Annotated in this window: 31 protein-coding genes; 12 read left to right on the top strand and 19 right to left on the bottom strand. The window is 69.8% G+C overall.

The genetic code is table 11. The features are described from left to right. The first annotated feature begins 5 nt into the window (after positions 1-5). The 6 genes from flgL to JOY88_RS17190 all read left to right on the top strand — a co-directional run bounded on the left by flgL (position 6) and on the right by JOY88_RS17190 (position 5,347). Positions 6-896 carry a flagellar hook-associated protein FlgL gene (gene flgL, locus JOY88_RS17215; RefSeq protein WP_293503853.1) on the top strand — a complete coding sequence of 297 codons (891 nt, stop codon included), beginning with the start codon at positions 6-8 and terminating at the stop codon, positions 894-896. Then, a complete protein-coding gene (locus JOY88_RS17210) occupies positions 896-1,957 on the top strand; it encodes a hypothetical protein (RefSeq protein ID WP_293503852.1) in 1,062 nt (353 codons plus the stop codon). Before flgL ends, JOY88_RS17210 begins: the two co-directional genes overlap by 1 nt. 29 nt (positions 1,958-1,986) lie before the next feature. Then, entirely contained in the window at positions 1,987-2,526 is a 540-nt protein-coding gene (locus JOY88_RS17205) for a PilZ domain-containing protein (protein ID WP_293503851.1), read from the top strand. 193 nt (positions 2,527-2,719) lie between these two features. Next, positions 2,720-3,619 carry a flagellin N-terminal helical domain-containing protein gene (locus JOY88_RS17200; RefSeq protein ID WP_293503850.1) on the top strand — a complete coding sequence of 300 codons (900 nt, stop codon included), beginning with the start codon at positions 2,720-2,722 and terminating at the stop codon, positions 3,617-3,619. A 301-nt stretch (positions 3,620-3,920) separates the two neighbouring features. After that, positions 3,921-4,352, top strand: coding sequence for an adenylyltransferase/cytidyltransferase family protein (locus JOY88_RS17195; RefSeq protein ID WP_293503849.1), 432 nt, complete (start codon positions 3,921-3,923; stop codon positions 4,350-4,352). Between the two features lie 53 nt (positions 4,353-4,405). Next, positions 4,406-5,347 carry a hypothetical protein gene (locus tag JOY88_RS17190; RefSeq protein WP_293503848.1) on the top strand — a complete coding sequence of 314 codons (942 nt, stop codon included), beginning with the start codon at positions 4,406-4,408 and terminating at the stop codon, positions 5,345-5,347. Between the two features lie 22 nt (positions 5,348-5,369). Here JOY88_RS17190 and JOY88_RS17185 read toward each other — a convergent pair whose 3' ends face one another. The 5 genes from JOY88_RS17185 to JOY88_RS17165 form a co-directional block, all read right to left on the bottom strand. Continuing rightward, the gene (locus tag JOY88_RS17185) at positions 5,370-5,645 is read right to left on the bottom strand and encodes a hypothetical protein (RefSeq protein ID WP_293503847.1); all 276 of its coding nucleotides are present in this window, start codon (positions 5,643-5,645) and stop codon (positions 5,370-5,372) included. Positions 5,646-5,795: 150 nt separating this feature from the next. Continuing rightward, positions 5,796-6,857 (bottom strand): sulfate/molybdate ABC transporter ATP-binding protein, encoded by a 1,062-nt coding sequence (locus tag JOY88_RS17180; protein WP_293503846.1) that lies wholly within the window; start codon positions 6,855-6,857, stop codon positions 5,796-5,798. After that, the gene (cysW, locus tag JOY88_RS17175; RefSeq protein ID WP_293503845.1) at positions 6,857-7,741 is read right to left on the bottom strand and encodes a sulfate ABC transporter permease subunit CysW; all 885 of its coding nucleotides are present in this window, start codon (positions 7,739-7,741) and stop codon (positions 6,857-6,859) included. Before cysW ends, JOY88_RS17180 begins: the two co-directional genes overlap by 1 nt. Beyond that, positions 7,738-8,607, bottom strand: a complete 870-nt coding sequence (cysT, locus tag JOY88_RS17170) for a sulfate ABC transporter permease subunit CysT (RefSeq protein ID WP_293503844.1) — start codon at positions 8,605-8,607, stop codon at positions 7,738-7,740. Before cysT ends, cysW begins: the two co-directional genes overlap by 4 nt. A gap of 110 nt (positions 8,608-8,717) precedes the next feature. Then, positions 8,718-9,728 carry a sulfate ABC transporter substrate-binding protein gene (locus JOY88_RS17165; RefSeq protein ID WP_293503843.1) on the bottom strand — a complete coding sequence of 337 codons (1,011 nt, stop codon included), beginning with the start codon at positions 9,726-9,728 and terminating at the stop codon, positions 8,718-8,720. Between the two features lie 191 nt (positions 9,729-9,919). Between JOY88_RS17165 and JOY88_RS17160 the strand changes: the two genes are divergently transcribed. After that, positions 9,920-10,717, top strand: coding sequence for a hypothetical protein (locus JOY88_RS17160; protein ID WP_293503842.1), 798 nt, complete (start codon positions 9,920-9,922; stop codon positions 10,715-10,717). Between the two features lie 6 nt (positions 10,718-10,723). Here JOY88_RS17160 and JOY88_RS17155 read toward each other — a convergent pair whose 3' ends face one another. The 9 genes from JOY88_RS17155 to modB form a co-directional block, all read right to left on the bottom strand. Beyond that, positions 10,724-11,956 carry an MFS transporter gene (locus tag JOY88_RS17155; RefSeq protein WP_293503841.1) on the bottom strand — a complete coding sequence of 411 codons (1,233 nt, stop codon included), beginning with the start codon at positions 11,954-11,956 and terminating at the stop codon, positions 10,724-10,726. Between the two features lie 34 nt (positions 11,957-11,990). Then, a complete protein-coding gene (locus JOY88_RS17150) occupies positions 11,991-12,359 on the bottom strand; it encodes a YciI family protein (RefSeq protein WP_293503840.1) in 369 nt (122 codons plus the stop codon). A 115-nt stretch (positions 12,360-12,474) separates the two neighbouring features. Continuing rightward, positions 12,475-14,622 (bottom strand): acyl-CoA dehydrogenase, encoded by a 2,148-nt coding sequence (locus tag JOY88_RS17145; RefSeq protein WP_293503839.1) that lies wholly within the window; start codon positions 14,620-14,622, stop codon positions 12,475-12,477. 51 nt (positions 14,623-14,673) lie between these two features. Further along, positions 14,674-15,042 carry a YciI family protein gene (locus tag JOY88_RS17140; protein ID WP_293503838.1) on the bottom strand — a complete coding sequence of 123 codons (369 nt, stop codon included), beginning with the start codon at positions 15,040-15,042 and terminating at the stop codon, positions 14,674-14,676. Positions 15,043-15,143: 101 nt separating this feature from the next. Continuing rightward, positions 15,144-15,941, bottom strand: coding sequence for a molybdenum-dependent transcriptional regulator ModE (modE, locus tag JOY88_RS17135; protein WP_293503837.1), 798 nt, complete (start codon positions 15,939-15,941; stop codon positions 15,144-15,146). Continuing rightward, positions 15,938-16,390, bottom strand: a complete 453-nt coding sequence (locus JOY88_RS17130) for a hypothetical protein (RefSeq protein WP_293503836.1) — start codon at positions 16,388-16,390, stop codon at positions 15,938-15,940. Before JOY88_RS17130 ends, modE begins: the two co-directional genes overlap by 4 nt. Beyond that, positions 16,387-17,148 carry an ABC transporter ATP-binding protein gene (locus JOY88_RS17125; RefSeq protein WP_293503835.1) on the bottom strand — a complete coding sequence of 254 codons (762 nt, stop codon included), beginning with the start codon at positions 17,146-17,148 and terminating at the stop codon, positions 16,387-16,389. The genes JOY88_RS17130 and JOY88_RS17125 overlap by 4 nt, the downstream gene beginning before the upstream one ends. After that, the gene (gene modA, locus JOY88_RS17120; RefSeq protein ID WP_293503834.1) at positions 17,145-17,891 is read right to left on the bottom strand and encodes a molybdate ABC transporter substrate-binding protein; all 747 of its coding nucleotides are present in this window, start codon (positions 17,889-17,891) and stop codon (positions 17,145-17,147) included. Before modA ends, JOY88_RS17125 begins: the two co-directional genes overlap by 4 nt. After that, entirely contained in the window at positions 17,888-18,571 is a 684-nt protein-coding gene (gene modB, locus JOY88_RS17115) for a molybdate ABC transporter permease subunit (RefSeq protein WP_293503833.1), read from the bottom strand. The genes modA and modB overlap by 4 nt, the downstream gene beginning before the upstream one ends. A gap of 80 nt (positions 18,572-18,651) precedes the next feature. Between modB and JOY88_RS17110 the strand changes: the two genes are divergently transcribed. Continuing rightward, positions 18,652-19,587 (top strand): VTT domain-containing protein, encoded by a 936-nt coding sequence (locus tag JOY88_RS17110; protein WP_293503832.1) that lies wholly within the window; start codon positions 18,652-18,654, stop codon positions 19,585-19,587. 95 nt (positions 19,588-19,682) lie between these two features. Then, a complete protein-coding gene (locus tag JOY88_RS17105) occupies positions 19,683-19,859 on the top strand; it encodes a hypothetical protein (protein WP_293503831.1) in 177 nt (58 codons plus the stop codon). Between the two features lie 241 nt (positions 19,860-20,100). Here JOY88_RS17105 and JOY88_RS17100 read toward each other — a convergent pair whose 3' ends face one another. Then, positions 20,101-20,316 carry a hypothetical protein gene (locus tag JOY88_RS17100; protein WP_293503990.1) on the bottom strand — a complete coding sequence of 72 codons (216 nt, stop codon included), beginning with the start codon at positions 20,314-20,316 and terminating at the stop codon, positions 20,101-20,103. Between the two features lie 81 nt (positions 20,317-20,397). Further along, on the bottom strand, positions 20,398-21,033 hold the full coding sequence (locus JOY88_RS17095) for a response regulator (protein WP_293503830.1): 636 nt from the start codon (positions 21,031-21,033) through the stop codon (positions 20,398-20,400). A gap of 191 nt (positions 21,034-21,224) precedes the next feature. Between JOY88_RS17095 and JOY88_RS17090 the strand changes: the two genes are divergently transcribed. After that, positions 21,225-21,686, top strand: coding sequence for a BON domain-containing protein (locus JOY88_RS17090; RefSeq protein WP_293503829.1), 462 nt, complete (start codon positions 21,225-21,227; stop codon positions 21,684-21,686). A gap of 130 nt (positions 21,687-21,816) precedes the next feature. Here JOY88_RS17090 and argF read toward each other — a convergent pair whose 3' ends face one another. Both argF and JOY88_RS17080 read right to left on the bottom strand, forming a co-directional pair. Then, on the bottom strand, positions 21,817-22,779 hold the full coding sequence (argF, locus tag JOY88_RS17085) for an ornithine carbamoyltransferase (protein WP_293503828.1): 963 nt from the start codon (positions 22,777-22,779) through the stop codon (positions 21,817-21,819). Continuing rightward, positions 22,776-23,981: an aspartate aminotransferase family protein gene (locus JOY88_RS17080; protein ID WP_293503827.1), complete on the bottom strand. Its 1,206-nt coding sequence runs from the start codon at positions 23,979-23,981 to the stop codon at positions 22,776-22,778. Before JOY88_RS17080 ends, argF begins: the two co-directional genes overlap by 4 nt. 151 nt (positions 23,982-24,132) lie before the next feature. Here JOY88_RS17080 and JOY88_RS17075 point away from each other — a divergent pair, with 151 nt between their 5' ends. Then, positions 24,133-24,471 carry a DUF3579 domain-containing protein gene (locus JOY88_RS17075; RefSeq protein ID WP_293503826.1) on the top strand — a complete coding sequence of 113 codons (339 nt, stop codon included), beginning with the start codon at positions 24,133-24,135 and terminating at the stop codon, positions 24,469-24,471. Between the two features lie 75 nt (positions 24,472-24,546). Further along, entirely contained in the window at positions 24,547-25,413 is an 867-nt protein-coding gene (locus JOY88_RS17070) for an alpha/beta fold hydrolase (RefSeq protein ID WP_293503825.1), read from the top strand. A 208-nt stretch (positions 25,414-25,621) separates the two neighbouring features. On the opposite strand, the gene rpsT is transcribed toward JOY88_RS17070, so the two are convergent. Beyond that, entirely contained in the window at positions 25,622-25,918 is a 297-nt protein-coding gene (rpsT, locus tag JOY88_RS17065; protein ID WP_293503824.1) for a 30S ribosomal protein S20, read from the bottom strand. Positions 25,919-25,996 lie beyond the last annotated feature (78 nt).

The raw sequence follows: 25,996 nt of genomic DNA, 5'->3' as shown, positions 1-25,996 counted from the left end.
ACCCCATGCGCATCGCCACCAGCCAGTACAGCCAGACCATGAACACCGCCTTGCAGACGGCCAATGCCGGCCTGACCAGGGTGATGAGCCAGATGGCCTCCGGCAGCCGCATCCTCAAGCCCTCGGACGACACCATCGCCACCGTGCGACTCGCGCGGCTGTCGCGCGAGGAGGCGGCGCTGGACCAGTACCGCAGCAACATCACGGCGCTGACGACGCGGTTGCAGAACAACGAGACCACGCTGACCAGCATGCAGGACGACCTGCTGATGGTGCGCGACCTGATGGTCTGGGCAGCCGACGGCGCTTCCACGCCCGACGACGTGAAGGCCATGGCAACCGCGCTGCAGTCGCTGCGCGACAGCCTCTTCTACAGCGCCAACACGCGCAATGCCGAGGGGCAGTACATGTTCTCGGGCACGGCATCCAACGTGGCGACGCTTGACTTGACGGCCGGTGTCTACAGCTTCGGTGCGGGCGTCGACAACACCACCCAGCAGGTGGCCGTGGGCGACGGCGTGACCATTGCCGCCAACGTCGCGTTGAGCAACTACGGCCTGGACGTCTTCCTGAATGGCCTGCAGGCCGCGATCACGGCCTTCGGCAACGGCAGCTACACCAGCGCCACGGCCGGCGGCCAGCTCAAGGCGGTCGACGATCTGATGGATTTCCTCAGCGGCCAGATCGCCCAGCAGGGCGGCCGCCGGAACGTCATCAACACGCTGGACGACAACCATGCCGCGGTCAGCCTGTCCAACCAGGAGGCCACGCTGGCCCTGGGCAAGGTGGACTATGCCGAAGCCGCCATCCGGCTGAACAGCTATGAGCTGGCCGTGCAGGCCACGCAGAAGGCCTACGCGCGCGTCAGCAACCTGAGCCTGTTCGACGTGCTCTGATGCCCGCGCTACCGGCCATTCCCGCACTGCAGAACCAGCCCGCCCGCGCCGCCGGCCGCTCTGGCGCCGGCACGGCGCTGACGCCCGTCGCCACGACGTCGCGCGTGCTCGCGCCCGCGCCATCGGCTGCCGTTGCCGCCCAGCCGCTGCGTATCGCCGCGCCCGGCGACGCCGCGCGCGAGCCGGGTGCCCAGCAGCGCCTCGGCGCGCTGCAGCAGGGCCTGGCCTATGCGCAGAAGCTGGACGCTTCGCTGCAACAGCTCAAGAGCGGCCTGAGCCTGACGCTCGCGCGCAACCTGCCGGCCAGCGCCCTGGACCTGCAGGAGCGCGTGGACGGTGTCGCCAAGCTCTGGCAGGCTCGCGGGGTCGAGGGCGCAGGCCAGATCGATGCCCGCCTGCAGGCCGTGCCGGAGGGGCGCGAGCCGCAGCGCGAGTTCGGCCTGCGCGGGCTGGACCGCAACAGCCTCGCCGCCAGCGGCGCCGAGACGCTGCGCCTGACCCTGCCCGGCCAGGGACGCGCGCTCAGCATTCATCTTGACGGCCAGGGCGTGGACAGCCACCTGCGCGCCGTTGCCCAGGGGCTGGCCGGCCTGGGCGTGCAGACCCGCGCGCAGGCCGACGGCGGGGTGCTGCTGTCGGTGGCCGAGGCCCGCTGGCCGGCGCTGCGCGACGGCCTGCAGCTGCGCGGTGACGGCCGGCGCTTTCCCAGCGGCCAGCCCGTGCGCGCCATGCTGGATGTCCGGCCCGATGCTCTCCAGCCCGCCGGTTGGCAGGTGGACGGTGCTGACGCGCAGCGCGCCAGCCTGGCCCGCGTGGTGCAGGCCCAGCAGCAGCTGGGCCTGACGCGCCAGGCCCTCGGCCGGCGCCTGGAGGCCGCGTCCGCTGCTGCGCCTGCACCTGACGCGGCCGAGGCCGCCGCCGTGGCCCGCCTGGCGCAGGACTTCGCCGAGGCAGCTCAGGGCGCGCCACTGGACTACGAGCAGCTGTCGGCCCTGTTGCCGGCCGTGGCCGGCGTGCACCGCACCCGCGTCGATCAACTGCTGGCGGCCGACGCGGCCTGAGGCCGGCGAGACCGCCATTCGGGCCGGCTGTGAAAGCCTTCTCGCTGTTCCGCCTGGTCGCGCGCGCCCAGCCTTCCGCCGCCAAAGCGCCGCTCGAGGGTGAGCCCGGCGTCCAGGCCGCCGGCGAGCCTTCCGCTGCCGATGCCTCGGTGGGCGAGCGCCGCAGCACGCCGCGCCGCGACGTGCCGCTGGGCCCGACCTTCCGCGCCGAGTTCACGCTGCTGGGCAAGCCACGCAGCTTCAGCGTCGACGACATGTCGCTGGGCGGCTTGGGCCTGCGCGGCGCCGTGGACCAGGGGCAGGGCATCTTCACCGGCCAGAAACTGCTGCAGGTGCGGCTGATGCTCGCCGGGCATGCGGCGCTGACGGTCGATCTAGAGGCTCGCTCCTATCGTTTCTATCGCTCCTTCCTGATCGGCGAGCAACTGCACGTCGGCTGCCGCTTTGTCGACCTCGGCCCGGAAACCGAGCTGGAGCTGAGGCAGCTGCTCGTCAAGCTGGCCGAGATCCGCGGCGAGGCCGCCGGGGCGGACGCCGGCCGCGGAGAGCCGGCTCAAGGGCCTGCTTAAGGGCCTGCTTAAGGGCCGGGCGCGGGCCCGGCCAGGCGTGACGGAATGCACGTCCGCCGCCGCGAATGCAGCGAAAGCGAAATTGCCGTGCGGCGCATTTAAGTTCCGCGATGCGGTGGCCGCCTTGTGCTGATGAGGGCAGGAAAGCTTGCCCCGACAAGCAGATCAACCCACCCCTTTTGGAGTTCCCCCCATGTTGAGCCTGAACACCAACGCATCGGCCCTGTCGACCCAGACCTCGCTGAGCAAGACGCAGTCGGCCCTGTCCACATCGATGGCCCGCCTGGGCACGGGCTTCCGCATCAATTCCGCAATGGACGATGCCGCCGGCCTGCAGATCGCGACCCGCCTGAACGCCCAGGTCAGCGGCATGGCCGTGGCCCAGCGCAACACTCAGAACGGCATCTCGATGCTGCAGACGGGCGAAGGCGCCCTGAACGAGGTCACCAACATCCTGAACCGGATGAAGGACCTGGCCACGCAGTCCGCCGACGCCTCGTCGACCAAGAACGACCAGGACGCGATGCAGTCCGAGTACGATGCCCTGGGCACCGAGCTGGCCAACATCATGAAGAACACCTCGTTCGGCGGCACGACGCTGTTCGGCGACAGTGCCAAGATTGATGGCACGACGGGCAAGTTCTCGGCCAGCCTGACCTTCCAGATCGGCGCGGCCGACACCGAGACGATGGATTTTAACGTTTCGGGCGCCAGCGGTGCACTGCAGACCCTGGCGGGTGCGCTCAAGGGTCTGAGCAAGCACTATGACGTGGCTGCCGTGACCACGGCCGGCACCGAAATCGACGCTGCCACCGCCAACACCACCATCAAGGGTCTGACGGACGCGCTGGACAACGTCGGCACGCTGCGCGCCGCACTGGGCGCCGCGGCCAACCGCCTCGATCATGTCTACAACAACCTGCAGAACATGAGCACCAATGTGTCGCAGGCCAAGGGCCGCATCATGGACGTGGACTACGCGACGGAAACGTCCCACATGACGACCAAGCAGATGCTGATGCAGGCCAGCACCTCGATGCTGAAGCAGGCCAACAGCATGTCCGGCATGGTCATGTCGCTGCTGCAGGGCTGATCGGCTTCGGCCTGACGGGCCGCACTGTCGGGAGACGGTGCGGCATGACAGGCCGGCGAGCGTGAAAAAACCGGGCTCAGGCCCGGTTTTCCGTTTGGGATCCGCGCCACGTCCGCAGCCTTTGCGGGGATAGTGGAAGCCCAACAGGGATAGCCGCTCTTGTCGAGAACCTCCGCATGACGATTGCCTCAATCTGGCCGCAAGGGCCGACGCGCCAAGGCCAGCGGGTCGACGAGACCAGGCGCAAGGCGATGGCGGCGCTGCTGGCCGGGGCCATCGACGCTGTCCCCGGAGTGAGCTGATGCCATTCGCCACACCCCCCGGCCGCCTGCACGCAGGGCTTGCCCCCAGCGTGGCCATCACCTACGGCACCTACGACCTGTTCCACGTCGGCCACGTCGACCTGTTCCGCCGCATCAAGGCGCGATGGGATTTCCTGGTCGTGGCCGTGTCCACCGACGAGTTCAACGCGGTCAAGGGAAAGCAGTCGGCCGTACCCTTTGCCGACCGCATCGAGCTGGTGCGGGCCTGCCGTTACGTGGACCTGGCCATCGCCGAGGAAGCGTGGGAGCAGAAGACGCGGGACATCCAGCGCTACGGCGCCCAGGCCTTCGTCATGGGCGACAACTGGCGCGGGCGTTTCGACGAACTCGAGGCGCTGTGCGAGGTGGTGTACCTGCCGTGCACGCGGGGCGTGTCGAGTACGGAGCTGCAGCGCCGCGTCCGAAGCTAGCTTTAAGTTAACGCGGCACCGGTCGCCTTACTCCTGGGCAAGCTCGTCTGCCCATGAACGCCCCCATTCCCGCCCTGAGGCCGCTGCGCCCCATCGAGGCCTGGCCTAGGCAGGCCGGTGGGCGCGAGGCGCAGGTCGGCGAGTTGCTGCGCCTGCGCGTCGCGCAGGCCACCGACGGTGGCCTGCTGGGGGACACCGAGGACGGCCTGCAGCTGGGCCTGCCGCCCGGTCTGGCCCGGCCGGGCGACATGCTGCTGCTGCGCGTGCTGTCGCGCGAACCTCGGCTGGAGCTGCAGTTGCTGCGGCGCGATGCGGCGCCCGACACCGTGCCGGATGAGGCGCCGGGCGACGAATGGGGCTGGCGCGCACTGCGTCCTGACCAGGGCCGGCTGCAGCGCTGGCACCTGAACCAGGACGCGCGCTTGCCGGCCCAGCTGGCCGTGCAATGGCGGGCCCTGATGCTGGCCGAGCAGCTGCGGCCGCCACACGGCCCGACCGGGCAGGCGCTCGGCCCGGAGTCGCTGCTCGTGGCGCATGCGGCACCGCTGCAGTTGACGGGGTGGCTGGGCCAGATGCTGTGGCTGCGCCTGCTGAGTCCGCTGGGTGGCTTCTGGCCCGCGCCGGCCGGCCACGATGAGGCGGCCCAGGAGGGCGCGACGGCGGAGGCGGGTGTGGCGGACGGTGGCGTCTGCCTGAGCCTGAACGTGGCGACGACCGAGGGTTGGGTGCTGGTGCTGCTGCAGTGGCGGCACGGCTTGCTGCTGCACTGCTGCGCCGAGCGCGCCGAGGCCTTGCCCTGGCTGCGTGCGCGGCTGCCCGTCATGGCACGCGCGCTGGCCGCCGTGCCGTTGCGCCTGCGCCATTGCAGCCTGGGCCTGCGACCGCCGCCGCTGCCGGAGGCCGGCCCCGCGCAGCGGGCCCAAGGCCTGGCCTCGGCGGCCAGCCAGCCGCTGTTCCGTGCGGCGGCGGAGGTCGTCCGCGTGCTGCAGGCCTAGCCGCGCAGGCGCCGATCCGGGCTCAGCGCGTCCGCTTGGGCCTGGGCGCGGTGGAGGTCCGCACCAAGGCCTGGCAGTCGATGGCGGCGCCATCGGGCGAGGGGTTGTCGACACAGGCGCCGTAGTCCGTGGAGGCGCGCTGGAGCGGGCCCGCGGCCGGCGGGTCGAAGCGCAGCGGCGCATCGTTGCGATGCTTGGGCGGTGCGGCCTGTGGCCGCGCCGCCGCGAGCAGCGGCATGGCGCAGACGCAAAGAACGATCAGCACGGCGCGCAGCCGTGGCTTGGCAAGGCCTGCCATGGGTGTCTCCCTGCCGGCGTCTTGCGTGGCGGGGGCATGGGCCGGCGTCGCGCCCCGCTCGTGAAGACTAGGCGGGCAGGGCGGGCATCCGTGCGTCGCCATCCCCAGGTTTGGGGATGCAGCTCTACTTACGAGTTAGGGGCTCCGGGTTCAGATGCCGGCGCCGGCCTCGAACAGGCTCAGCCTGGCCGCGCTGAGCTTGACGCGCTGGCCGCCCTGCAGGCGCAACTCCTCCGCCTGGTTGCGTGTCAGCTCGGCCTCCAGCGGCTGGCCGTCCGGGCCGATCAGCTCGACGCGGGCACTGGCGCCGAAGGCCAGCACGCGCTCCACCGTGGCGGCGAGGCCGGGAGCGGATTCGTCGGTCAGGATCTGCAGCTCGTGCGGGCGGGCATAGGCCAGCACCTCGCCTTCGCCCAGATGTGAGCTCGCACCGGGCAACTGGTGCTCGCCCATGTGCAGCACGCCGCCGCGTGCATGGCCCACGAAGCGGTTGACGGCGCCGAGGAAGCCATAGACGAAAGGCGTGGCCGGGCGTTCGTAGACCTCCTGCGGCGTGCCGACCTGCTCGACGCGGCCATGGTCCATCAGCACGATGCGGTCGGCCACCTCCAGCGCCTCGTCCTGGTCGTGGGTGACGAAGATGCTGGTGATGTGCAGCTCGTCGTGCAGGCGGCGCAGCCAGCGGCGCAGCTCCTTGCGCACCTTGGCGTCCAGTGCGCCGAAGGGCTCGTCCAGCAGCAACACGCGTGGCTCGACGGCCAGCGCGCGGGCCAGCGCGATGCGCTGGCGCTGGCCGCCGGAGAGCTGCGGCGGGAAGCGGTCGCCCAGCCAGTCCAGCTGCACGAGCTTGAGCAACTCGGTGACGCGTTTCTTGATCTCGGCTTCGGGCAGGCGCTGCTTCCTGGGCTTCACGCGCAGGCCGAAGGCGACGTTGTCGAACACCGTCATGTGGCGGAACAGCGCGTAGTGCTGGAACACGAAACCGACCTGACGCTCGCGCACATGGGTGTCGGAGGCGTCCTGGCCGTCCAGCAGTACGCGGCCGCTGTCGGCCTGCTCCAGGCCTGCAATGATGCGCAGCAGCGTGGTCTTGCCGCAGCCCGACGGGCCCAGCAGCGCGACCAGTTCGCCGCGCGGGAACTCCAGCGACACGTCACCCAGTGCGGTGAAGTTGCCGAAGCTCTTGTGGATGTTCTGGACTTCGATGCCCATCATGCGTCCTTCGTGGTCGACTGGCCGGCGCGCCACTCGATGAATTGCTTGATCACCAGCGTCACCAGCGCCAGCAGCGCCAGCAGCGAGGCCACGGCGAAGGCGGCGGCGAACTGGTATTCGTTGTAGAGGATCTCGACGTGCAGCGGCAGCGTGTTGGTCAGGCCGCGCACATGGCCGGACACGACCGACACGGCGCCGAACTCGCCCATGGCCCGCGCATTGCACAGGATGACGCCGTACAGCAGGCCCCACTTGATGTTGGGCAGCGTGACGCGGCGGAAGGTCTGCCAGCCGCTGGCGCCCAGCACGGTGGCGGCCTCCTCCTCGTCCCGTCCCTGGGCCTGCATCAGCGGGATCAGCTCGCGGGCGACGAAGGGGAAGGTGACGAGCACGGTCGCGAGCACGATGCCCGGCACGGCGAAGATGATCTTCACGTCGTGCGCCTGCAGCCAGGGACCGAACCAGCCCTGGGCGCCGAAGATCAACACATACATCAGGCCGGCCACGACGGGCGACACCGAGAAAGGCAGGTCGATCAGCGTGATCAGCAACTGCTTGCCGCGGAACTCGTGCTTGGCGATGAGCCAGGACGCGCTCAGGCCGAACACCAGGTTCAGCGGCACCGCGATGGCGGCAGCGATCAGCGTCAGCCGGATGGCCGAGAAGGTCTCCTCGTCGGCCAGCGACGCGAAATAGACCGCCCAGCCCTTTCGCAGCGCCTCGGTGAAGACGGCCACCAGCGGCAGCACGAGGAAGATGGCGAAGAAGCCCAGCCCGAGGATCAGCAGCGCGCGCCGCACCCAGGGGGCTTCGCGGGTGGCCGGGTTGTCCTGGTACTTGGCACGGGCGCGCGGCGGCGCCAGATGCAGCGCGGCGCTCATCGCTTGCTCCCCCGGCGCGAACTCCAGGCCTGCAGGCCGTTGATGGCCAGCAGCAGCACGAAGCTGAAGATCAGCATGACGGCCGCTATTGCCGTGGCGCCGACGTAGTCGTACTGCTCCAGCTTGGCGATGATCATCAGCGGCGTGATCTCGCTGACCATGGGGATGTTGCCGGCGATGAAGATCACCGAGCCGTACTCGCCGACGGCGCGGGCGAAGGCCAGCGCGAAGCCGGTCATCAGCGCGGGCAGCAGCGTCGGCAGCACAACGTAGCGGAAGGTGGTCCAGCGCTGCGCACCCAGCGACGCGGCGGCTTCCTCCAGTTCGGTCTCCATGTCCTCCAGCACCGGTTGCACGGTGCGCACGATGAAGGGCAGGCCGATGAAGATCAGTGCCAGCAGCACGCCCAGCGGCGTGAAGGCGATCTTGGCGCCGCCCTCTCCGAACAGGGGCGCCAGAAGGCCACCGGCCGCGAACAGCGAGCCGACCCAGCCGTTGGGCGCGTACAGCGCCGTCAGCGCGATGCCGGCAACCGCTGTGGGCAGGGCGAAAGGCAGGTCGATGAGGGCATCGACCAGCTTCTTGCCCGGGAACTCGTAGCGCACGATGCACCAGGCCAGGATGAGGCCGAAGACGAGGTTGATGAAGGCCGCAATCAGCGAGGCGCCGAAGCTCAAGCGGTACGAGGCCATCACACGCGGCGACGTGGCAGCGGCCCAAAAGGCGTCCCAGCCATGGCCCGAGGACTTCAGGAACACAGCGGCCAGCGGCACCAGCACGATCAGGGACAGGTAGAACAGCGTGAAGCCCAACGTCGGCGCGAAGCCGGGCAGTACACGCCGCCGTCCCAAGGAAAACGAAGCCATATCAGTTGTTGTTCATTGCATTTCGGGCCGGGCGCCGGACCGCCCCAAGCCGGCCCTCGAGCGACCGGCTGGTCTTGCCCGCGATCACCGGGGCAAGACCAGGCGAGGGGTTAACGCTTGATACTGGCCATCACCTGGTCAAAGCTCCCGCCGTCGGCGAAATGCTGCTTGCTGACCTTGGCCCAACCGCCCAGCGTCTGATCGACGGTGAACAGCTTGATGTTGGCGAAGCGCTGCGCGTGCTTCTTGAAGATGGCCGGGTCGCGCGGGCGGAAGTTGTTCCTGGCGATGATTTCCTGGCCCTCCGCGCTCCAGTGGAAGTCCAGGTAGGCCTTGGCCAGCGCGGCAGTGCCCTTTTTGGCGTTGACCTTGTCGACCAGCGCCACCGGGGCGTCGGTCTCGATGGAGATGCTGGGGTTGACCTGTTCGAACTGGCCCTTGCCGAACTCGTTCTCGATCAGCTCCACCTCAGCCTCGAAGGTGACGAGAACATCGCCGATGCCGCGCTGCGTGAAGGTGGTGGTGGCACCGCGGCCGCCGCCGTCCAGCACCGGCACGTTGGTCAGCACCTTGGTGACCAGCTCCTTGGCCTGGGCCTCGCTGCCCCCGTTGGCGATGACGCTGCCCCAGATGGCCAGATAGCTGTAGCGGCCGTTGCCGGTGACCTTGGGGTTGGGGATGATGACCTGCACGCCGGGCCGGGCCAGGTCGTTCCAGTCCTTGATGCCCTTGGGGTTGCCCTTGCGGACCAGGAAGGTCATGGTCGACGAATAGGGGGCAGCGTTATTGGGGAAGCGGCTGCGCCAGTCGGCAGGGGTCAGCCCGGCGCTGGCGAGTTGGTCCACGTCGGTGGCCTGGTTCATGGTCACGACGTCGGCCTCGAGGCCGCCGATGACGGCGCCGATCTGCTTGCTGGAGCCGCCATGGCTCTGGTTGACGACGACCGTCTGGCCCTTGGCCTTCTGCGCGGCGACGAAGGCGGGGTTGAACTGCTTGTAGAGCTCGCGCGCGACGTCGTAGGAGACATTCAGCAGCGTGGCATCCGCCGCCATTGCGGGCAGGGTGGCGCTGGCTGCGATCAGCGCGAGAACGGTGCGTCGGGAGGGCAGGAAGATGGGCATGGCGGGCCGTCGGATGAACGAAAGCCGGGAGGTTGCCCAAAGTCTCTTATTCGAGGAACGACAGAATTCTTATTTTCTTATGCGAATCCCGCCGGGGGCGGGTGTTTGCATCGCCGCGGCATGAAGCCGCCGCGCTTCGCTGTACATTGCGGCCCGCTCACAGCAAGCGCCGTCGGCGCAGAGGAACCGTCTTGACCATAGCTCCCCAGTCCATCGCAGAAGCTTTTACCACCGCGCGCGCCGCCGGCCGCGCCCTTGACGGCTTTCCTGGCACGACACCCACGACGCTGGACGAAGCCTACGCGGTGCAGGCCGCGGCGATCGCGCGCTGGCCCGATGCCGTCAAGGGCTGGAAGGTCGCACGCGTGGCGCCGGCGTTTGCCGCGCAGTTCCCCGAGGAGCGCATGATCGGCCCGGCCTTTGCCGCCAACGTGCATCGCGTGGAGGCGGGCGGCGTGGCGCAATGCCCCGTCTTCGAGGGCGGTTTCGCCGCGGTCGAGGCGGAGGTCGTCATCGTCGTCGCCGCCGATTCGCCGGCCGGCAAGGCCGACTGGACGGCCGACTCCGTGGTCCCGCTGGTGCGGTCCATGCACATCGGCGTCGAGGTCGCGAGCAGCCCGCTGGCGACGCTGAACGACATCGGCCCCGGCGCCGTCATCTCCGACTTCGGCAACAACTGGGGCGTCGTCGTTGGCGCCGAGATTGCGAACTGGCGCGAACTGGAGAGCATCGCCGTTGAGACCTTCATTGACGGCCAGTCCGTCGGTACCGGCAAGGTCGCCATCAAGCCCGGCCCGCTGGGCGCCCTGGCCTTCACGCTGAACAAGCGGGCGCAGCAGGGCGAGATCCTGCGCGCCGGCGACGTCATCTCGACCGGCATGATCACCGGCGTTCACGACATCCGCATCGGCCAGCAGTCGCGCCACGTGTTCGCGGGCGCGGGCGAGGTGCAGGTGCAGATCACGAAGGCGGTTGCCGCCGGCGCGTAACTTCGCTCACGCCGTCGCGGCCGGCAGCGGCCGCCGTGGCAGACGCAGGAATGCCAGGGCAGACAGGAACGACCCTATGCCCAGCGCAAACGCGCCGATGAACAGCCACGCGTAGCTGGACGTAGCATCAAAGATCAGCCCGCCCAGCACGGGGCCCAGCGCCATGCCGACGCTGCTGGCCATCGTCGTGCCGCCGATGACGGTGCCCATCATGCGCAGCGGGAAGTTCTCGCGCGCGATCACCGCAAACAGCGGCATCACGCCCGCGTAGGTGAAGCCGAACAGCGCCGCCACCGTGTAGAAGCTGCCCAACTGCCGTGCCTGGACGTAGCCCAGCACGACGACGGCCTGGGCCAGCAGCGCCACCACCAGCGTGCGTGCGGCGCCGAAACGGTCGCCCAGCAGCCCGAACACGAGGCGACCGCCCATGCCGGCCAGCCCCTCCAGGCTGTAGATCGAAACCGCCGCCATCAGCGGGATGCCGCAGGTGACGGCATAGCTCACCGTGTGGAAGATCGGCCCCGAGTGCGTGGCGCAGGTCAGGAAGCTGGTCAGAACGAGGACCAGGAAGGGCGTCGAGCGCACGGCCTGGCCGACCGAGGGGCCGGGCTCCCGCGCTGCGCCCGCCCCAGCCCCCGCGGCCGCCTGAGCCAGCGCCGGCGGGCGGCGCACCAGCAACGCCGCCGGCAGCATGATGCCCGCCACCACCGCCGCGATGATCTGCAGCGAGGTGCGCCAGTCATGCGCCTGCACCAGCCAGGCGGCCAGTGGCGACATCGTCAGCGGCGCCATGCCCATGCCGGCCGACACCAGCGACACGGCCAGGCTGCGCCGCGTGTCGAACCAGCCGGTGACGCAAGCCATCAACGGCGCAAAGATGGCCGCCGCGGCGAGACCGACAGCCGCGCCGAACAGCAGCTGGAAGGCCAGCAGAGACGTCGCCAGGCTGGCCAGCGCCAGGCCGGCCGTCAGCAGTAGCGAGCCTGCCATGACGACGAGGCGCGGCCCGATGCGGTCCGACAGCGTGCCCCAGGCCATGCTGCCGGCGGCCAACGCGCCGAAGGCGATGGTCATCGCGGCGGAGATGCCGGTCGTGGACCAGCCTGTGTCCAGCGCGATGGGCCGCAGCAGCACCGGCAGCGAGAAGAGCGCGCCGATGGCGACGCAGCCGAGCAGACTGCCCGTGACGACAATGACCCAGCGGTAGTGTTTGCGCACAGCGCTTGTCCAGGCAGACATGGCGAGTTCCTTGGCAGGGGACGTGGTGGGCGGTTCAGGGTTGGCGGCCGAACTCCGGTCCGTCGAGCGGGCGCACTTCGCACTCGATGTCCCAGTCGTCGCCGTGCACGCGCAGGAAGCGCCGCGTCAGCTCGATGGCTTCCGCCAGCGACGCGGCCTCCAAGATGGCGTAGCCGGCGATGACCTCCTTGGTCTCGGTGAACGGCCCGTCGACCACCGACAGCTGGCCGCCGCGCTGCAGCCGCACGCGCGCGCCTTCAGCCGTGGGGCGCAGGCCGGCGGTGCTTACCAACTGCCCGTTACGGGTCAGCTCTTCGATGAGCTGGCCCATGTCGGCCATCAACTGCGCGCTGGGCGCCTGGGCGGTGGTTTCGTCGAGGCGGATCGTCGAAAGGAATCGCATGGTCGGGTCTCCGGTGTGGTGCGCGGCGGAACCGTTCCGCCGCCTCACTCCCAAGACGAACGAGGGTGCATCGGATCGACAACTGCGCTACCGCAGGCAGGAGGGATCAGGGTTTTCATGGGGTTTTCGGCTTCGCCGGGAAGTCGTCCACCTGGATGACCTTGTCCGCCGCGCGCAGATAGGCCAGCGCCGCCTCCGGATCTCGCGACGTCGATGCCGCAGCCTCCAGCGAGCGCGCGCGGCGCAGGGCCTTGTTCAGTTCCGGCACCTCGTCGCCCAGTGCATCGGCCAGCCGCAGCGCACAGGCCAGGTCGCGCAGTCCGCCGGAGGATGGCGGCGTGAAGTCGGGGCACAGCCGGGCCACCAGCGCCGGCCGGGTGCGCAGCGCCTCGGACAGCGCGACAAGCTCACGGTCGCGCAGCGGCGCCAGATGGCCCGTACCGTGCAGCAGCAGCGGTGACGCTGCCTTCAGCGCACCTGACGGCAGGTTGGCGTGCAGGTCGCGCAGCATGGCCGCGGCGGCTTCGAGCTGGAAGCGGATGGCCGCGCGTGCAAACGGCAGCATCGCGTCGTCGGCCTCCACCTGGAAGCGCCACACGCTGGTCGCGGCCAGGTAGAGGTGCGACAGCACATCGCCCAGCCGCGCAGACAGCAGCTCCATGCGCTTCAGGCGCCCGCCCAGCAGCCCCATTGCAAGGTCGGCCGTCAGCGCGTACTTGGCCGACATGCGGGCGATGAGGCGGGCTTCCTTCTCCAGCCCCGGCGGCGCGCGGCCCTTCAGCCCCGCGCCTAACAGGCTGGCGCCGAGGTTGCGCAACACGTGGCCGGCGTGTGCCAGCAGCGCACGGCCCAGCGCGGTTTCGTCCCTGGCCTGCACGGCGGCCATCTCGTCCATCACGTGCGGATGGCAGCGCATGGCGCCCTGGCCGAAGATGATGAGCGCCCGCGACAGCAGATTGGCGCCTTCCACCGTGATGGCGATGGGCGCATGTCGGTAGGCCACGCCCAGCAGGTTGCCCGGGCCGCAGATGATGCCCTTGCCGCCCAGCACGTCCATGCCGGTCGTGACCGCGCGGCGGCCAGCCTCGGTGAGGTGCACTTTCAGGATGGCGCTGGCCACGCTGGGGCGCTCGCCGGCATCCAGCGCTGCGGTCGTGTAGCGGCGCGCGGCGTCCGATGCGTACAGGTCCGCCGCCGTGCGTGCGATCAGCCCCGCGATGGCCTCGAAGCGCGAGATCGGCAGGCCGAACTGTTCGCGGATGCGGCCGTAGCCGGCCATCACGTAGAGCGACGTCTGCTGCATGGCCGCGCCCAGCGCCGGCAGCGAGATGGCCCGGCCCGCGGCGAGGCACTCCATCAGCATGCGCCAGCCCTGGCCCACTTGCGGCTCGCCGCCGATGATCCAGTCCATCGGCACGAACACGTCCTCGCCATGAATGGGGCCGTTCATGAAGGCCGAGTCCATCGGCCGGTGGCGGCGCCCGATCTGCAGGCCCGGCGTGGGCACCGGGATCAGCGCGCAGGTGATGCCGAGCTGCTGCTGGCCCTCCGGGCGCGACGGGTCCATCGCCTGGAAGGCCAGGCCCACGACGGTGGCCACGGGCGCCAGCGTGATGTAGCGCTTGTCGAAGCGCACGACGAAGCCGCGCACGTGGCGGCCATCAACCTCGCGCTCGGCCAGCACGCCGGTGTCGGGAATGGAGGCGGCGTCCGACCCCGCATAGGGCGAGGTCAGCCCGAAGCAGGGCAGGTCGCGCCCGTCGGCCAGGCGGGGCAGGTAATGGGCCTGTTGCGCCCCGGTGCCGTAGCGCAGCAGCAGCTCGGCAGGACCCAGCGAGTTGGGCACCATCACCGTCACGGCCGCGGCCACGTTGACGGTGGCGATGCGTGTGACCACGGCCGCATGCGCGAAGTGGCCGAAGCCCAGGCCGCCATGCTCGCGCGGAATGATCATGCCGAAGAAGCGCCGCTCGCGCAGAAAGCGCCACACCTCGGGCGGCAGGTCGCGTGCCTCGTCGATGGCAAAGTCGTCCAGCATTGCGATCAGCTCGCGCACGTCGCCGTCGATGAAAGCCTGTTCGTCGGCCGTCAGGCGGTTGGGCGGCATGGCCAGCAGGCGGTTGAAGTCAGGCTTGCCGCCGAACAGCGCACCCTCGAAACCCACCGTGCCGGCCTCCAGCGCCGCACGCTCGGTGTCGCCCATCAGGGGCAGGGCTTTGGAGAACGGTTCGAACGCCAGGCGGCCCAACAGGTTGGCAATCACGGCATCGGCCTCCTTGAAGACCATGCTGCCCGAGGCCGGGGTGGCGGTGCGTCAGTCTTGTCTGATTCGCGCTTGGACTTCCGGCGGCAGCGGCATGAACTCGCGTACGTCCTGCGCGCAGCGGCAGGCGGCGGCAACCTTGGCGGCCCAATGGTGGGCCTCGTCGCGGCTGGCGACCTCGACGATGGTGAAGCCGCCGATGAAGTCCTGGCAGGACGGGTCGGGGCCTCGGGTGATGGTGCCGTCGGTTGCCACGATGGTCGTCGTGGGCGGCTCCAGCAGGCCGCCGCCGAAGATGAAGACGCCGGCGTCGATGGCTTCAAGAACTGCGGCTGCGGCGGCTTTGCCCACGGCCGGGAAATCGGCTTCCGGGATGTGGCTCATCGCGCCGTCGTTGAAGGAGATCAGGTATTGGGGCATCGAACGCTCCGTGCTTGGCTCAGGTCGTATGCCATGACGAACGAGGCAGCGATGAATCGACAAGCGGCAGGCATGCGCTGCCGCTGCCGTGTGGGCGAGCCTTACGCGCGCACGGCCAGCATGACGGCGTAGGCCTTGAACACCGCCGTCGCCGGTTGACCGACGGCCAGGCCCAGCGCGTCGACCGCGTCGTTGGTGACGCTGGCCGTCACGACCGCGCCGCCCGGCAGCGTCAGACCGATCAGCGACGACACCGTGCCGCGCTGCACGCGCGACACGGCGCCCGTCAGCTGGTTGCGCGCCGACAGCTTGTAGCCGCCGAAGTCCGTCACCAGCACGACCTCGCTGGACTTCACGAGCGCCAGCGCGGCCTTGCCGGTCTGCACCTGCAGCTCCTGCGCGGCCAGCGTCGTCAGCGAGGCGGTGATGGCCTGGCCGCCGTCCAGCTCGACGCGGACCGTCGTGGTGGCCGGGCCGGGAGTCACGCTGGCGATGCGGCCATGGAACTGGTTGCGGGCAGTGGTCTTCATGGACATCCTCTTCAGCAGCGCGTCGAGCGCAGGTTGGGTCGCGAGCCAGTCGGCCTGCTCGCGCAGGAAGGCGTCGTGGCGGGCCTGGAGCTCGCGCCAGGCGGCGAGCAGGGCTTCGCCCTCGACCGTCAGCCGCGTGCCGCCCCCGCCCGGACCGCCGGTGGCCGTGTCGACGAGCGGGGAGTGGGTCAGCGCGCCGGCGGCGTCCAGCACCAGCCAGGCGCCTTTGTAGCTGTAGCCGGCGACCTTGGCTGCCTTCTGCAGCGAACCCGTCAGCGCCAGGGCCGCCAGCAGGTCGAAGAAGCGGCCGTCCAGCCGGCCGGCGAGGCGCAGCTCGCCTTGCAGCAGCGGATGGTCCTGCGTGCTCAAGGCGCGACGAGCCTCAGGATGTCGAGCTGGCGCACCCAGCGCGTGGGCCGGCCGTCGGCCGGCACGACGAGGCGCAGCGGGCCTTCTTCGGCCTTCAGCCCGTCCTGCACGAGGAAGACGCGCCTGCCGCCCAGCGCGGCGTCCAGCTCGGTCCAGGAGAAGGCCGACGCACAGCCGTCCCGCGCACCCGCCATCAGCACGCGGCGCAGCGCCGCGCCGTGGATCTGCTGCGGCGGCTCGATGCCGGCGGCGCGCAGCACCTCGCGCAGATCCACGGCGCTGAGCTCGACGGCCTTGCCGTGCGCCTGAGCCTTGACCACCTCGTGCGGCAATGCGGCGAGACGGGCGGCGTCCCGCGTGACAGCGCTGCCGTCCAGGCTCTGCACCTGCAACTGGGCCTGGGCGGCGGCGCAGAGCAGGGCGATCCAGGCGATGGACAGGTGCTTCATGTGAGTTGTGCCTTCAGCCAGTGGCGCCGGCGCTCGTCCTCGGGCCGCGGCGCCTGAGGCAGCAGCAGCTCGCGGCTGTCACCGCCGGCCAGGTCCACCTCGCGCGTGACGCGGCCGCCGTCGACGAGATAGGCGCGGTGGGCGAGGGCGGCCACGTCGTCGAGGTCGTGCGTGATCATGATGGCCGGGATGCCCCAGCGCTCGCGCACCGCGCGCAGCTCGTCGCGCAGTTGCTCGCGCAGCATGGGATGCAGGGCGGCGAAGGGCTCGTCCAGCAGCAGCACCCGTGGGTTGCAGGCCAGCGCCCGCGCCAGCGCCACGCGCTGCTGCTGGCCGCCGGACAGCGTGGCCGGCCGGCTGCGCGCGAGCGTCGCCAGGCCGAAGGACTCGATCAGCTCGTCCACCCGCGCGGCGTCCTCGGCCTTGAGGCGGCTGCGCCAGCTGGTCAGCCCGAAGGCGACGTTGTCGCGCACGCTGAGGTGGGGGAAGAGGGCGTAGTTCTGGAACAGATAGCCCACGCCGCGGGCCTCGGGCGACAGGTCGATGCCGGTGGCCGTGTCCAGCAGCGCACGGCCGTCCAGCCTGACATGTCCGGCCCGCACCGGCAGCAGGCCGGCCATGGCCTGCAGCGTCAGCGACTTGCCGGCACCCGACGGGCCGTAGAGCGCGACAAATGGCGCCTCGGTCGCGAAGGCGATATCGAGGTCGAAGCGGCGCCGTGCGTCGCTGACCGAGAGCTGGAGGCGGACGTCGATCAAGGTTTGCCGAAGCCGTATCTGGCGAGGATGGCCTGGGCCTCGGCGCCGCCCAGGAAGGCCACGAAGTCGCGCGCCAGCGCGGCCTGCTTGCTGTCGGCCACGACGGCGGCCGGGTAGGTGACGGGCGCGTGGCCGCCCACCGTCATGCCGATGCGCACCTTGTCCTTGAGCAGTTCGGCATCGGTGCGGTAGACGAAGCCGGCCTCGACCTCGCCCCGCGAGACGTAGTCCAGCACCTGGCGCACGTTGTCGGCGAAGACGAGCTTCGGGCCCAGGGCGCCCCACAGCTGGGCGCTCTCCAGCGCCTGCTGGGTGTAGCGGCCCACCGGTACTGAGGCGACCTTGCCGACGGCGATGCGCTTGACGTCGGGCCTGTTGAGGTCCGCGAGCGCCGCGACGGCCGGCGCGCCCTGGACGGGACTGATGAGCACCAGGGAATTGGCGGCGAAGTCGCGCCGCGTGTTGGCGGCGATGAGCTTCTGGTCTGCGCCGCGGTTCATGGTCTCCTGGTCGGCGCTGGCGAAGACGTCCACCGGCGCGCCCTGGGCGATCTGCTGCAGCAGCACGCCGGAGGCGGCGAAGTTGAAGCGCAGCGTCGCACCGGGCCTGGCGGCCTCGAAGCGTGGCGCGATCTCCTTGAAGGCGTCGGTCAGGCTGGCGGCGGCCGATACCGTGAGCTGCTGGGCCGAGGCCAACAGCGGCAGGGAGGCCAGGGCGAGCGAGAGCAGCAGGCGTCTTTTCATGGCGTGGGGCGTTGCAGATAGCGGTTGGACAGCACGAGCACGGCCACCGAGACGGCCGACACGATGAGGGAGAGCATCAGGGCCAGGTCGTCGCGGCCGGCCTGCACGGCGTCATAGATGGCCATGGACGCGGTCTGGGTCTGGCCGGGGATGGAGCCGGCCACCATCAGCGAGGCGCCGAACTCGCCCATGGCGCGGGCGAAGGCCAGCAGCGTGCCGGCCAGGATGCCGGGCCAGGCCAGCGGCAGCGTCACGCGCACGAAGCAGCTCCAGCGCGACTGGCGCAGCGTACGGGCGGCGGCCTCAAGGTTGCGGTCCACCTGGGCGAAGGCGCTGCTGGCGCCCTTGAGCACCAGCGGCAGTGCCACCAGCGTGGACGCGATGACGGCGCCATGCCAGTTGAAGATGACCGTGTAGTCGAAATGCTCGCGCAGCCAGGCACCCAGGGCGCTGCGCCGGCCCATCAGCACCAGGATGCCGTAGCCCAGCACCGTGGGCGGCAGCACCAGCGGCAGCATGCAGATGGCCTCCAGCAGGCCGCGGCCGGGCAGTCGGGTGCGGGCGAACACCCAGCCCAGGGCCATGCCGAGGACGAGCGCCAGCAGCGTGGCGACGACGGCGATGCGCAGCGTCAGCGCCAGCGGCGCGGCGTCGAACTGGGTCCAGAGCTCGGATGGCATGCTTCGTAATGTAATGGACTACATCACGATGGGCCTGTGGCGGCGTGGGCAAGCTTGGCGGACTATGCTGTCGCGCCACCATGGACCTGCTGACCGATCTCTTCTCCCGCCACGGTCTGCTCGCCGTGGCCCTGGCCGTGCTGCTGGAGCAGTTCGGCGCGCCGCTGCCGTCCACGCCGGTGCTGCTGCTGGCGGGCGTGGAGTCGGCCCAGCGCCAGGGCTTTGCGCTGCAGGCCTTCGGCGTCGCGGCGCTGGCGGCGCAGATGGCCAACGGGTTGTGGTTCTGGGCCGGGCGACGCCTGGGGCGTCGCGTGCTGGCCACGCTGTGCCGCATCTCCATCTCGCCGGACAGTTGCGTGCGTCAGAACGAGGCCAGCTTTGCCCGCCGCGGCGTGCTGACGCTGGTGGTCGCCAAGTTCGTGCCGGGCCTGTCCATCCTGGCGCCGCCGCTGGCGGGCGCGCTGGGCATGCCGGCGTGGCGTTTCCTGGGCTGGAACCTGCTCGGTTCGGCGCTCTGGGCCGGCGCGGCCGTCGTCGTGGGCCGCGCCTTCCACGCACAGATCGACGTGCTGCTGCGCGCGCTCAGCAGCATGGGCAGCGCGGCCGTGCTGCTGGCGCTGGCGGCCGTGGCGGGCTATCTGGCCTGGCGGCTGTGGCGGCGCGCCCTGGTGCGCCGGGAACTGAGCCGTTTCGAGCGGCTGTCGCCCGGTGACGTGGCCGCGCTGCTGCGCCAGCGCCAGGACGTCTTCCTCGTCGACGTGCGCGCCACGTCGGCCGCGATGCCGCTGTCCAGCCGCATCCCGGGTGCGCGCCACCTTGACCTCGGCGCCCTCGGCGATGCCAGCCTGGCCGGCTGGCCGTCGACCGGCGAGTTCATCACCTACTGCGCCTGCCCCAACGATGCCTCGGCCGTCAGGGCGGCCCAGTGGCTGAAGCAACAGGGCCGTCAGGCCCGGGTGCTGCGAGGCGGCATCGATGCCTGGGCCCAGGCCGGGCTGGCCTTGGAGCCAGGCTGAGGCGACCGCTCCTCGAGGCGCTGTCTTAAAACAGGTGTTTACCCTATAATCGGGTTTACCCTAGTGAAAGACCTGGGCCACGAGCCCAAAACACCATGAGCCTGATCCAGAACCTCCTGCATTCGCTGCGCAGCGTCCTCAGCGTCGAAACCCAGACCGATATCGAAGAGCGCTACCTGTCCGACGCCATCGACCACGCCGACCTGGAGCGCCGCATTGCCGTCCAGTCGCGCGCCTACATGTCCATGTCGCCGCTGAACATCGGCCGCTGAACATCGCCTTTGAGCCTCGCCGGCAGTCGGGAAGACTGCCCCGCGAGGCTGGCCGGTGGTTCATCCTGTTGATGAGCTACCGCGGCCCATGACTCAGGGTGCCGAGTCGGCAAGAAGTCTGGCCGTGCGCCGCAGGCCCGTGAAGACGGAGGTCGCGAGCCTCCGGGTAGCCGGCAGGCAGTCGGGCGGTGGCGGCTGCGATGGCTCGCTCGAGGTTCTTCAGCACCTCTTCGATAGCATCCTACGCACTTCGCGCCGGCAGGCGAGATTCGGAAGTTGTCGTCATCTTCCACGTCCGGATGCGCGCCTGAGCCAGCAGCAGCTCCTCCACCTCACCCTCGTCGAGCGACGTGCCCTCAATGCTTGCGACGTTGGTCGGCGACTCGTCAGCGCGGAGCAGTTGGATAGCGCCCACGCAATCACGCCCGACGGCCTCGAGCAGGTCAAATGCCTGCAGGGTGTCGGTCTTGAACCGGGTGGACAGACGCCGCCGGCTGGCCCGTGAGGGGCCGGTGTCATTGCCGGGACCGGGACGGCGTCACTGGATGAGGCCGTTCTTCAGCGCGTAGTAGGTCAGGTCGCTGTTGGTCTCGAGCTTGATCTTCTCCAGCACGCGGGTGCGGTAGGTGCTGACGGTCTTGACGCTGAGGAACATGGCCTTGGCCATGGCGCCCACGGTCTCGCCCTTGGCCAGGCGCAGGAAGACCTGCAGCTCGCGCTCGGACAGGGACTCGTGCAAAGGCCGGTCGACGGCGCCGCCGGCCATGCCGTCGGCCAGCAGCTCGGCCACCTGCGGGCTGATGTAGCGACGCCCGCGCGCCACGGTGCGGATGGCATTGGCGATCTCCTCGGGATCGCATTCCTTGTTCAGGTAGCCGCTGGCACCCTGGCGCAGCAGCGCCGTCGCGTAATGTGTCTCCGGGAAGCCGCTGAGGATGAGCACCGGCAGTTCCGGGAAGCGAGCCTTGATGGCCGACAGCGCGTCCACGCCGCTCTCGCCGGGCATGGAGATGTCCAGCAGCAGCACGTCCACCTCGCCCCCGCGCGCCAGCTCCAGCGCCTCGCGCCCGTTGCCGGCCTCGCCGGTGATGCGCAGGTCGACGTTCTCGCCGAGGAACTGTCGCAGTCCGGACCGGACGATGGCGTGGTCGTCAACGATGCCAATGCGGATCATGTTGCGCTCCGAATCATCTGTCGAGGATGGATCAAGCCTAGCAACCGAGCGCCCGTCGCGCGATCGGCGCTGTCCTACAGGCGGCATGCCCGGCCTTTTGTCCTACGGCGTCTTGGGCAACCGGCCGGCAAGCAGGGGCGCGCCGTTTTTGCAAAGTCGGTCCATGCGGCCTGCCAGGCCGATTCCGAGTGATGAAGAAAGGACGCATGATGGACAAGCGCAAGACCCCCTTCCGCACGCCACTGGCCGTTGCCCTGGCCCTGACGGCGGCCCTGGCCGCCTGCGGCAAGCAGCCCGACGAGCGCACGGCCGGCCAGAAGCTCGATGGCGCGATCGCCGATGCCAAGCAGGCCGACGCCAAGGCCGAGGCCAGCCAGGCCATGGACAAGGCCGAGAACAAGCTGAAGGACGCCACGGCGGCGGCCTCCGTGGCCGTGACCGACGCGACCATCGTCACCAAGATCAACGCCGCGCTGATGGCCGACGAGCGGCTCAAGACCACCAAGATCGACGTCCGGGCCGAGGACGGCCGCGTGACGCTGACCGGCACGGCGCCCGACGCCGGCTCGCAGGCACGCGCGACGTCGCTGGCCTCGGCCGTGCACGGCGTGCGCTCGGTGGACAACCAACTGGTGGTGGCACGCAACGGCTGACCGCCACCAGCCGCCGCTGGCGCCGGCAGGCCGGCTTCAGTACGAAAAAGGGGCCCGGCTGGCGACGGGCCCCTGGGGCGGAACTGCCGGCCGCAACCCCCGCCACGGCGCGGGCGCGTCGGGCCGGTGATCAGCCGATCCGGCCTAGCAGGAGGTACTCCATGAGCGCCTTCTGCACATGCATGCGGTTCTCGGCCTCGTCCCACACCACCGACTGCGGCCCGTCGATGACGTCGGCCGCCACCTCCTCGCCGCGATGGGCGGGCAGGCAGTGCATGAAGAGGGCGTCCGGCTTGGCGCGAGCCATCATGGCGGCGTCCACGCACCAGTCCGCGAACGCGGCCTTGCGGGCCTCGTTCTCGGCCTCGTAGCCCATGCTGGTCCAGACGTCCGTCGTCACCAGGTCGGCGCCCTCGCAGGCCTCGCGCGGATCCTTGAAGACCTTGTAGCAACTTGCGTCCTTCACGCCCGCCACGGCCGGGTCCACGCCATAGCCGCTGGGCGTGCTGACATGCACCTTGAAGCCGAGGATCTCGGCCGCCTGCAGCCAGGTGTTGGCCATGTTGTTGCCGTCGCCCACCCAGGCCACGACGCGGCCCTTCAGGCAGTCCATGTCAATGGCGCCGCGGCGGTCCATGCCGCGGTTCTCGATGAAGGTGAACAGGTCGGCCAGGATCTGGCAGGGGTGGTATTCGTTGGTCAGCCCGTTGATGACCGGCACGCGCGAGTGCGCCGCGAAGCGCTCGATCTTGCTCTGCTCGAAGGTGCGGATCATGACGAGGTCGACCATGCGGCTGATGACGCGCGCCGAGTCCTCCACCGGCTCGGCGCGGCCCAGCTGGCTGTCGCCCGTGGTCAGGTGCACGACGGAGCCGCCCATCTGGTACATGCCGGCTTCGAAGCTGACGCGCGTGCGCGTGGATGCCTTCTCGAAGATCATGGCCAGCGTGCGGTCGGCCAGCGGCTGGTACTTCTCGTAGTTCTTGAAGCGTCGCTTGATGATGGCCGCGCGGTCGAACAGGTGGGCGTATTCCTCGGCCCGCAGGTCTTTGAACTGTAGGTAGTGACGCATCAGTGCATCCCCCGGCTTCATGGCTTGGGCTGGGCCAGCAAGGCCCGGATCAACGGCACCAGGATGGTCGCGATCTGGCGCGCCTCGTCGTGCGTCAGGATCAGCGGCGGCAGCAGACGCACGACGCGGTCGGCCGTGATGCTGATCAGCAGGCCGGCGTCCAGTGCCTGGGTCAGAAGCGGGCCGGCCGGGCGGTCCAGCTCGATGCCCAGCATCAGGCCCTGGCCGCGGATCTCGACAACGCCGGGTACGCCGGCCAGCCCTGAAGCCAGCGCGTCGCGCAGCGTCGCGCCGACGGCCTCGGCGTTGGCGAGCAGGCCGTCCTGCTGCATGACGGTCAGCGTCACGACGCCGGCGCGCATGGCCAGCGGGTTGCCACCGAAGGTGGTGCCGTGGTTGCCGGCCTTCAGCACGTTCGCCGCACGCGGGCCGCAGACGACCGCGCCTATGGGCACGCCCGAGCCCAGGCCCTTGGCCAGCGGCATCACGTCGGGCTGGATGCCAGCCCACTGGTGGGCGAACCATTTGCCGGTGCGCCCGATGCCGCATTGCACCTCGTCCAGCATCAGCAGCAGGTCGCGGGCGTCGCAGATGCGGCGCAGCGCCTGCAGGAACTCGATGCGGGCGGGGTTGATGCCGCCTTCGCCCTGAATGGTCTCCAGGAAGATGGCCGTGATGTTGGGGTGGGCGTCCAGCGCTGCCTCGACGGCGGGGATGTCGTTGAGCGGCACGCGCACGAAGCCCGGCACCAGCGGGCCGAAGCCGGCGTGGATCTTGGGATTGGCCGTGGCCGACAGCGTCGCGATCGAGCGGCCATGGAAGGCGCCCTCGAAGACCAGCACCTCGGGCGAGGTGTTGCCTCGGTCGTTGCCGAACTTGCGGGCGATCTTCAGCGCCGCCTCGTTGGCCTCCAGCCCGCTGTTGCAGAAGAAGACGTTGGCCAGGCCGGACAGCTCGCAGAGCTGGTCGGCGAGCTGCTCCTGCAGGGGCACGCGGTAGTAGTTGCTCGTGTGGATGAGCTTGGCGACCTGGTCCTGCAGCGCCGCCACCAGGCGCGGGTGGTTGTGGCCCAGCGTGTTGACCGCGATGCCGCCGAGGCCGTCCAGCAGTCGTCGGCCTTCCGTGTCCCAGACCCAGCAGCCCTGGCCGTGCGAGAGCGCAACGGGCAGGCGGCCATAGGTCGGCATCAGATGGGCGTCGGACGGGAGGGAATCAGCGTTCATCGGGTTTGCGATTGGGTTGAGGAAAAGTGGACATTCGATTCTAGGGGCCATGCCCTGACATTTGCTGCGCCGCAACAGATGGGCCTGCGCCGAGGCACAATAGCGGTCTCTGGCAGCGGTACCCCGCTGTACCCGCGAAGCCCTGCAGTCCATGACCGTTGCCCCCCCGCCGCGTGAAGTCTTCATCCAAGGTGTCACCCTGGATGGACGCACCTTCCGCCCGAGCGACTGGGCGGAACGGCTGGCCGGCGCGATGTCCTGCTTCCGCCCCGGCGGTGTGCGCCCCGGCATCGGGGCCCATATCGGCTACTCGCCGCTGTGCGTGCCCACCGTCATCAATGGCGTGAAGTGCGTCGTCGTCAACGAGGAGCTCAGGCGCCTGGAGCCGATGGCGTGGGATTTCGTCATGAACTTCGCGCGTGACAACAGTCTGCAGGTTGCCGATGCCTGCCTGCTGCCCGACAGCCCGGGCGCCAAGCCCGGCGCCTGATACCCCTCTTCTTGCGGGAGTCGGGGGCCCCGGCGGCGCGTACCGCCGTTATCCTCATCGGAAATGTATGGAAGCATGCCGATCAACCCGGCCGCGGCCGATCCGCACGTTGCTGCGGGGAGGGCTGCGTCGGTGGAGCGCGCGCCGGCGCCAGTCTGGGTGTTGTTGCGCGGCCTGTCGCGCGCGAGCGGGCACTGGGGGGTGTTTCCCGAGCATCTGTCGCGCGAACTGCGCGAGCTGCAGCCGGCGTCCCGGCTGTTGATGCTGGATCTGCCGGGCACCGGCGCGCTGCGCGGCCAGGCCAGTCCCACCCAGGTGTCGGCCATCGTCGAGAACTGCCGCGAGGCCTTGCAGCGCCATGGCGTCGTGGGGCCGGTATCGCTGGTCGGCATGTCGCTGGGGGCTGCCGTGCTGAGCGACTGGGCCAACCGTTACCCGGCCGAGGTCGAGGCCGGCGTGCTGATCAACCCCAGTCTTCGGCCCTTCAGCGAGTTATTTCGCAAGCCACGGCCGTTCAACTATCTCGGCCTGCTGTTGCTGTCGCTGAGCCGCTTCAGCGCCCGCCTGCGCGAGGAGCGCGTTCTCAGCCTGACGACGCGGCTGACGCCCAAGCAGGCCGTCATCGACCGCTGGCTGGAGCTGCAGCGCCAGCACCCGCTGGGCGTGCGAAACACGGCGCGCCAACTGCTGGCCAGCATCCGCTACCGCGCCAGCCGCACGCGACCGGCCGCGCCCATGCTGCTGTTGTGCAGCAAGGCCGACGGCCTCGTCGACTGGCGCTGCTCCCAGGCCATCAGCCGCGCCTGGGGTGCGCCACTGCGCCTGCACACCAGGGCCGGCCACGATCTGCCGCTGGACGACCCGCAGTGGGTGGCGCGGGCGGTGGCCGAGTGGCTGCGAGATCGCAGCATCCAGGGCGTCGAGCCCGGCGAGTGGCATTGAAGTGCCCCCTCGTCCAGAGGGAGTGCCTTGGCCGGTCCCCGGAGAGCGCGGGCGGCGGCGATGCCCGCGGCATCGAGCCGCAAGTGCGTCGCCAGACGCGTGCCGGCTTGGGGGCGGACCGGTGCCCGGCCCGCCAGGGATTGGCAGCTCAAATGCAAGAGGCCCGCTTTCGCGGGCCTCAGTGCTTGCACCAGAGCTGGATTGGGTCTTAGGCGGCGAGCGCCTTGATCTTGGCGGACAGGCGGCTCTTGTGGCGAGCAGCCTTGTTCTTGTGGAAGATGCCCTTGTCGGCGACGGAGTCGATGACGGTCTGGGCAGCCTTGAACAGGTCGGCGGCCTTGGACTTGTCGCCGGCCGTCACGGCCTTTTGCACGTTCTTGATGACCGTGCGGAAATGGGAGCGCAGCGCGGTGTTCGCGGCGTTGAGCTTGACGTCCTGGCGGGCGCGCTTGCGGCCCGACGCCAGGCGAACCGTCTTCTTCTTGGCTTTGGAGCTGGTTGCCATGCTGTATCTATACCCAGTTGGTGCAAAGACGACGAGTATAGCATGCCGTCAGGGTTTAAGCCAAGTGCCTGGGCGCGC

Source organism: Roseateles sp. (genome assembly GCF_019237615.1).
In the GTDB taxonomy this organism is placed as follows: Bacteria; Pseudomonadota; Gammaproteobacteria; order Burkholderiales; family Burkholderiaceae_C; genus Pelomonas.
Note: the sequence above shows the minus strand (reverse complement) of the source record. Positions and strands in the feature narration are given on the sequence as shown.